Source organism: Facklamia sp. P13055, assembly GCF_050409445.1.
Classification (GTDB): domain Bacteria; phylum Bacillota; class Bacilli; order Lactobacillales; family Aerococcaceae; genus Facklamia.
The window spans coordinates 44,876-52,491 of record NZ_JBNUPL010000012.1 but is presented as its reverse complement, the minus strand read 5'-3'; the positions used below and the strand labels follow the sequence as shown (position 1 = coordinate 52,491).

The window sequence follows — 7,616 nt, the reverse complement described above, 5'->3', positions numbered from 1 at the left end:
ATCTCGGGTCTTATTTTAAAGGTTATAGCAAAAATGGACTTATGATACAGCCCCCTTATGCTTTATCCTTTTGCTTGCTTTTTTAGAATGTTTTGACGATAGCGCTCTACTAAACGATGACTGATAATGATTTTTTTATCTGCCAGTTGATCGATAATTTCTTGATCAGAAACATCTTGGCCATGCTTTGTTATAACATCTTGAATAAAAGCTTGAATATTTAGAGCAGACAACCCACTACGTCCGACTTTTGCTGAAACATTAATAAAATCCGAAAGTGGAGACACATTCTCTCCATAAGCGAGGTTCTTATTGATAATGATGCGACTGACAATAGACTCAGATAAGCGCAGCTGATGAGCAATGTCTTTAATTAATAAAGGCGTTGGGCTTTTGTCTTCTCCTTTGAGATATTGCAGCTGAGATTGAACGATAATCTTAGTCACTGCAATTAACAATTTCTCTCTAGAGCGAATACTTGATAACATTTGCTGGTAGAATTCCTTATGCGGTTGGATATATTCTTGAAGCTCAGTATTATTTTTAGCTTCCATTTCATCATAATAATCTTGATCAAAAATTAGCCGTGGATAATACTGACGGTTAATGTGAATTTGTATTTCTTCTCCCATGAGTTGCAGTTCAACATCTGGAATCAAATTAATTCGCTCAATTCGTTCATATAATGAAGATGGGCGTGTCCGCAATGTATGGTAATAATTAACAATTTGTTGGATTTCAGCTAGCGTTAAGTTTGTACGCTCCATAATCTCTGCATAATCTTCTTCTAATAATTCAGCAAAATAATTTTCTAATAAAAAATAGGCATGATTTGGCGAATGTTGGTCTTGGTCTGTTTGCAACATTAGACATTCTTTCAAATCATAAGCCCCAATCCCAGTCGGCTCTAATTGTTGAAAAAGAGTAATAGCATCTAAGGCAATCATAGGGTCTATTTGTAGTTTTTTTGCAAGTTCTCCATATTTATAAGGTAAATAGCCACGTTCATCTAAAAAGGGAACCATTTGCACCATAGCATCTCTAATCGGTGTTTGCCTATATAACATAATCTGCTCGAAAAGGAAGGTTTCTAATGTTTGAGGAGAGCTTGGACTTTGAATATCGATATCTGGATCAGCTGCAGGCCTTCTTTCTTGTAAAATCTGGGAAACCTTATGCTCAATAGGGTATTCAAACTCTATAAACGGATTATCCAAAAACTTTTCTTCAAAATAATAGGTTAGCTGTTCGCCATTTAAGTCTAAAATTTCTAAAAGTAATGGATTTTGTGTGACTTCTTCTTGTGTAAGCGATCGAAAAATTTTTACTTCTTCTGACATCTAATCACCTTCTTTCTGACTTTTATCATTCTCTCTCTATTATAGCTAATGCTTAGAATTTCGTCTAATCATAATTCTTGTACTAGCACAATTTAATGTGCTTAAATTATTTAAAAAGACTAAAATTTTAAAAATAATTTTGAAAACCTTTGTATCTGCTTTTTTTTAGTTTTATAATCAACTTAGAAGCCATTTGATAGCGTTTGATTTTGTCGACGCTTAAGATGAAAGGAGAAATTAAATTGTTAGAAAATCTACAACCTAATCGAGTCTTCCACTACTTTGAAGAGTTAACCAAAATACCTAGAGAATCTGGTAATGAACAAGCAGTTAGCGACTACCTGTATCATTTAGGAAAAGAATTGGGTTATGAAACTATTCAAGATGAAGCTAATAATATTATTATTAGAAAGCCAGCCCATCCCGACTATATGGATCATGAACCAATCATCATTCAAGGACATATGGATATGGTGGCTGAAAAGGCAGAAGGCATAAAACACGACTTTGCCAAAGACCCTATTCCATTGGCAGTAGAAGGGGATTGGGTTAAAACCAAAGGGACAACCTTAGGAGCAGATGATGGAATTGCAGTAGCTATGGGTCTAGCAATCATTGAAGACAAAGAAGCTAAACACCCTGCTCTTGAATTGCTGGTTACTACGGATGAGGAAACCACCATGTCTGGTGCACGAGCTGTAAAAAAAGAAAATATTCGTGGCAAAAAATTAATTAACATTGATGCAGAAGAAGAAGGCATCTTACTGGCCGGTTGTTCTGGTGGCCATAACCTTATTGGTAAGCAAAAACTTAAATATCAAGCTCGCCAGTTAAAAAACACTTTTGAATTAACCATTAATAATATGTTAGGTGGACATTCAGGAATGGAAATCCACCAAAAAAGAGGAAACGCCATTAAATTTGCCTTACAGGCTATGAACTTAATTAAAGAGGTGTCCGACTATGAATTAGTGTCGATTGTCGGCGGATCAAAACATAACGCGATACCCCGCGATGCAAGAGTAGTATTTGCATCAGATGAAGAAGATTATTCCATTGATTTTACAAACTTAATCGCTAAATATCCTCTTGATAAAGACATGCAAGTAACCATTAAAAAAATTGATAATATAGATGAGGTCTTATCGGCACAAAGCCAAGAAAATATTGAGCAATTTATCGCTGAAGTCCCACACGGTGTCTATAGTATGATGGAAGAATATCCTGATATTGTTGAGTGTTCTAACAATCTCGCTATCTTTGATATTCAAGATCGTCAATTAAAAGTCACTATTTCCCTTAGAAGTTCGAATCCTGAATCTTTTGATAAACATACTGAAAATGTGACAAAAATCTATCAAAAAAATGGATTTGATGTGATTGAAGCAGATTATTATCAAGCTTGGGAATTTGCAAAAGAGTCTAGTCTTAGAGAGACTGCCCTAGAAGCATTTAAAGAGACTTTTAATAAAGAAATGAAAGTTGAGGTTGTCCATGCTGCTCTTGAACCGGCTGTTTTTACAGATACTTTCCCTGAAATGGAAATGATTGCAGTAGGCCCTACGATGAAAGACGTGCATAGCCCTAATGAAAGACTTTCGATTTCTTCAACTGAAAGAACCTTTAAATTTATCAACAAATTGCTTGAAAAGCTTTAGAGAAAAGCTTTAGAACAAAAAGAACGCTTTATGAAAATTCATAAAGCGTTCTTTTTTGTTAAATATCACCATTAAAGGTATCTGCTTCTTGGAAATCACCAGCATATTTATAGCCTCTAGCAAACCATTCTTGTCTTTGCTTAGATGTTCCATGAGTAAAGGAATCAGGAACTACATACCCCATCGTTTCTTTTTGTAAAGTATCATCCCCTACTGAAAAGGCTGCTTGAAGTGCTTCTTCAATGTCTCCTTCATCTAAGATACCTTGCTCATCAGCATAGCGTGCCCAAGCTCCTGCATAATAATCTGCTTGCAATTCTAAGCGAACCGTTAATTCATTCTTAACGCCTGGATTTTGTTGAGCCAGTTTCTGATAATCATCCATTGTCCCTAGCTGTTGTTGGACATGATGCCCCACTTCATGAGCCAGAACATAAGCCATCGCAAAGTCTCCTGGAGCGCCATATTTATTAGCTAATTCACGATAAAAACTAACATCTATATAGATAGCTTGGTCACCTGGACAGTAGAAAGGGCCTGCAGAACTTTGGCCAAATCCACATCCACCAGTATTTGTTCCTTCTGTGTAAAGGACTAATTTTGGTCTTTTATAAGTTAAATCATATTCAGCGAACTTTTCAGTCCAAAAATCTTCGGTATTAGCTAATACTACTGAAAGAAACTCTCCTTCTTCATCAGTTATTTGATTGTTAGAGTCGGACTTTTCACTAGCATCTTCAAAAACGACACCTGAATCACCGTAGTTGTGATTCGTTGGTTGCCCGCCTCCTAACAAAGAAGATCCTCCTGTAAAAAAGGAAATAAGCAAGATTCCTATCAAAATCCATTTAAATTTCCCTTTTGACATCAATAACATCATTAGGAGATTACCACTCATACCACCCGAACGGCCTGAGCCCATTCCTCCGCCAAAAGAACTTCCGCCTTGGCTTCGACGGTCTTCAACATTTTTACTTCGTCTTAAATCTTCCCACCTCATTTTCGGCCTCCTTAATACTAGACGAATGGAGCTAACAATCTCAACAATGCGTCGATAATCCTTCCAGCAATCGAACGTCTTAGGTGCTTCATCCGAATTAATTCAGCCACACTCTGTGCCTGAATAAAGTCATCTTTAATCGCTTTTATTTCTGGATGATAGTATAGCAAGGTAGCCGTTTCAAAATGAAGATATAGTGAACGATAATCTAAATTAAGGGTACCGACTATCGCCACCCGATCATCTGAAACGAATGACTTAGCATGTAGAAAACCGGGAGTATATTCATAAATTTTTACTCCACCTTCTATCAAAGGACGATAGAAAGACCTAGTAATTCGATAAACTAATTTTTTATCAGGAATTCCTGGTGTCATCAAGCGCACGTCCACACCCCTTTTAGCTGCTAAAGTCATAGCCGTTTGTAACTCATAGGAAATAATTAAATAGGGAGTAAAAATATAAACATAACGCTCTGCGGTGTTGAGAATCTCACGATAGACATTTTCACCTATTACTTCACTATCTAAAGGTGTATCACTAAAGGGTTGGACATAGCCGCTGGACTCATTACCTTCGATAATACTTAAACTTTCATCTAAACTGGCTTGGTCAGTAAATTTTTTGTCATCTGAATCTTCAGTTACGTAGGCATTCCACATAGTTAAAAACATTTGTGAGATGTTCCATACAGCAGCACCTTTAATACGAATCATAGTGTCTTTCCAATAGCCAAATCGCTCCACCGCATTAATATACTCATCTGCAATGTTTAGACCCCCTGTATAAGCAATCTTATCATCGATAACAATATACTTGCGGTGATCTCGAGTATTGTAAACAAGAGAAACAATTGGCCGCACTGGGTTAAATTTAAGGGCCTTAATATTAAATGCCTCCATTTGTTCGACAAAGTCTTTAGGAAGTCTTAAAAGACAACCGAAATCATCATATATTAAACGTACTTCTACACCTTCTTGAGCTTTTCTTTTAAGCACGTCAAAGATTTGATCAAACATTTGACCTTGTTCAATAATGAAGAATTCAAGAAAAATATGTGAGTGTGCTGACTCTAGGTCTTGAATAAGTGGTTCCATCATTGATTCGCCATTCGCAAAATACTTAACGTCTACCCCCGCAGAAACAGGCATTTTTGCGTAATCATTGACATACTTTGCAATGCCTGCAATCCGTGGATTATCTTGTGCTAGCGACCCTAAGGCATTGGGCACCTTTTTTAAGTCCCTTAAATGATAGCGATTCTGACGATTAAGTCGTTCTGTCATATCTGCCAAAGGTCGTTTGTTACCAGCATAGAGATAAAACAAAGAGCCTATGATAGGTAAAACTGCTAATAACACAATCCATGATAAGCGATAAGCAGGACTTTCGTTCTTATCTAGCAAATAAATGATGATCCCAAAAGATACAATAGTCATAAAGAGGTTTAGCCAAACAGAATAGGCAATTAGATCTTTGACCAATACAACTATCCATATAATCTGGAGAATAGTTAAGGCAGCGATAATTAATAAACGAACAATTAGAGGCTTTGTCTCATTTGTTCTTTTCCCCATACCTTCTCCCCCTTTTAATTTTATAATTCAAAGTGTTTAAGATAAGCTTGAGCGATTTTTTCTGCTGAAAAACCAAAGTGTTCAATGGCTTGGTGGCCTGGAGCTGAGGTACCAAATTCATCAATACTAATGGTTAAGCCATCCATACCAATATATTTATGCCATCCAAAGCTAGATCCCATCTCTATAGAAGCTCGTTTGTCAAGCTGTTTAGGTAGTATCATTTCTTTATACTCGTCACTTTGTTGATCAAAAATATTTTGAGCAGGCATCGAAATAACATTTACATAAACTTCTTTTTCAGCCAATAGTGCTTGAGTTTCAATGGCTACTGAAACTTCAGATCCTGTAGCAATTAAAACACCTTGTGCGTCTTCCTTGGCAGGTGAGATGATATAAGCACCTTTACGAACACCTTCTTCTGCTAATTCATTAGAGTTGTTGATAACCGGTAAGTTTTGACGGCTAAGAACTAATAAAGTAGGTGTTGTTTGAGATTCCACGGCAATCTTCCAAGCCACCATTGTCTCGTTTGCATCTGCCGGTCGGATGACATTAAGATTTGGCATGGCACGAAAAGCTGCTAAATGTTCAATCGGTTCATGTGTTGGACCATCTTCACCTACAGCAACTGAATCATGTGTTAAAACATAAGTAACGGGTAATTGAGATAAAGCTGACAAACGAATGGCCGCTTTTAAGTAATCTGAGAATACAAAGAATGTCCCACCATAAATTTTATTTCCACCATGCAAAGCAGCTCCATTCATCATGGCAGCCATGGCAAATTCTCTAACACCAAACCAAATGTTTTGTCCTTGTCGACTTCCTGGCATAAAGTCTTCTGTCTCTTTAATCATGGTCTTGTTTGAACCAGAAAGGTCAGCAGAGCCTCCCCATAAATATGAAACTCTAGCTTTTAGGCCTTGAATGGCTGTTCCAGAAGAGCTTCTTGTCGCTTCAGCTTTAGCATTCACATCGAGAAATTTAAGGTCAGCTGCATAATCTTCAGGTAATTCATTTGCAAAAGCTGCTTTTAATTCTTTTGCTAATTCAGGATTAGCTTCTTGATATTGTTCAAATAAATTTTGCCATTCATCTTGAGCTTTTTTTCCACGTTCCACTATTTTTTCATTAAAAACAGATTTAGTCTCTTCGGGCACAGTAAAGGCTGGATAATCATATCCATATTTAGCTTTAGTTTGTGACCAAGCGTCTGCTCCCAATGGCGCTCCGTGAACTTTAGAAGTTCCCTCATTCGGTGACCCAAAACCAATCACTGTTTTTACTTCAATAATTGAAGGTTGGTCGCTTACTTCTTTAGCAACTTCGATTGCTTGAGAAATAGCCTCTAGGTCATTACCATCTTCTACTCTTTGATAATGCCAATTTTGACTCTCAAAACGTTTTTTAATATCTTCCACAAATGATAAGTCTAAGTCACCATCTAAAGAAATATCGTTTGAATCATAGAGAACCACTAATTTGCCTAATTTTTGACGGCCAGCATAAGAGCAAGCTTCATAAGAAATACCTTCCATTAAGTCGCCATCACCCACTAATACATAGGTGTAATGATTAATAACTTGATGTTGGTCCGTATTATATAAAGCAGCCGTATGTTGTTCTGCCATAGCCATTCCAACTGCTTGCGCAATTCCTTGACCAAGCGGTCCCGTAGTCGCTTCAACTCCATCAGTATGACGATATTCAGGATGCCCTGGTGTTATAGAACCTAATTGACGGAATTGTTTTAAATCTTCCATTGTAACTTTGAAGCCAGATAAATGTAATAGACTATATAGCATGGCTGAACCATGTCCAGCAGATAGCACAAAACGGTCTCTATTAATCCATTGACTATCTTTAGGATTAATATTCAAATGACTCGACCACAAAGCATAGGCCATTGGCGCTGCTCCAAGTGGTAATCCTGGATGTCCTGAGTTGGCCGCTTCTATTTGGTCAACACTTAAAGCACGAATCGTATTTACAGCAATTTGATCTTTTTTAGAAAACATATTGAACTCCCTTATACTTA

General features: G+C 37.0%; 5 protein-coding genes. 1 reads left to right on the top strand and 4 read right to left on the bottom strand.

Annotation, left to right across the window (positions count from 1 at the left end; genetic code table 11):
• Positions 1-62: 62 nt before the first annotated feature.
• Positions 63-1,340, bottom strand: coding sequence for an RNA polymerase subunit sigma-54 (locus ACQV2O_RS06000; RefSeq protein WP_428875246.1), 1,278 nt, complete (start codon positions 1,338-1,340; stop codon positions 63-65).
• A gap of 242 nt (positions 1,341-1,582) precedes the next feature.
• Here ACQV2O_RS06000 and pepD point away from each other — a divergent pair, with 242 nt between their 5' ends.
• Complete coding sequence (gene pepD / locus ACQV2O_RS05995; RefSeq protein WP_428875245.1) at positions 1,583-2,998, top strand: beta-Ala-His dipeptidase; 1,416 nt, start codon at positions 1,583-1,585, stop codon at positions 2,996-2,998.
• Positions 2,999-3,056: 58 nt separating this feature from the next.
• Here pepD and ypfJ read toward each other — a convergent pair whose 3' ends face one another.
• Genes ypfJ through tkt form a run of 3 tightly spaced genes read right to left on the bottom strand, consistent with a single transcriptional unit; the run spans position 3,057 to position 7,596 of the window.
• Positions 3,057-3,998: a KPN_02809 family neutral zinc metallopeptidase gene (gene ypfJ / locus ACQV2O_RS05990; protein ID WP_428875244.1), complete on the bottom strand. Its 942-nt coding sequence runs from the start codon at positions 3,996-3,998 to the stop codon at positions 3,057-3,059.
• Positions 3,999-4,015: 17 nt separating this feature from the next.
• A complete protein-coding gene (gene cls, locus ACQV2O_RS05985) occupies positions 4,016-5,575 on the bottom strand; it encodes a cardiolipin synthase (protein WP_428875243.1) in 1,560 nt (519 codons plus the stop codon).
• A 20-nt stretch (positions 5,576-5,595) separates the two neighbouring features.
• Complete coding sequence (gene tkt / locus ACQV2O_RS05980) at positions 5,596-7,596, bottom strand: transketolase (RefSeq protein WP_428873147.1); 2,001 nt, start codon at positions 7,594-7,596, stop codon at positions 5,596-5,598.
• Positions 7,597-7,616 lie beyond the last annotated feature (20 nt).